This is a genomic window from Affinundibacterium baiyunense (assembly GCF_018139645.1).
In the GTDB taxonomy this organism is placed as follows: Bacteria; Pseudomonadota; Gammaproteobacteria; order Burkholderiales; family Burkholderiaceae_D; genus Undibacterium; species Undibacterium baiyunense.
Map to the genome: position 1 here is coordinate 1 of NZ_JAGSPM010000093.1, position 250 is coordinate 250.

Here is a 250-nt window from a genome sequence, read left to right on the forward strand (position 1 = left end):
AATACAGCTGCTGATATCCAAAAGCTTTACATCGCTTACTTCAATCGCCCAGCAGATCCAGCTGGTTTGGCATACTGGACAGCGTCCAATATGACAGTTACGCAAATCGCTAACAGCTTCGCAGAACAAGCTGAATACAAATCAGCATTTGCATCACAATCTACAGAAACAATCGTTTCTACTTTGTACGTAAACATGTTTGGTCGTCCTGCTGATGCAGCTGGCTTGTTGTACTGGGTAGGCGAAATCA

1 protein-coding gene is annotated in these 250 nt (G+C 44.0%); it reads left to right on the forward strand.

Annotated elements, in window-relative coordinates:
- Positions 1 to 250 (forward strand): DUF4214 domain-containing protein (locus tag KDM92_RS18465; RefSeq protein WP_212685811.1); only part of this gene is annotated, 250 nt, incomplete at both ends.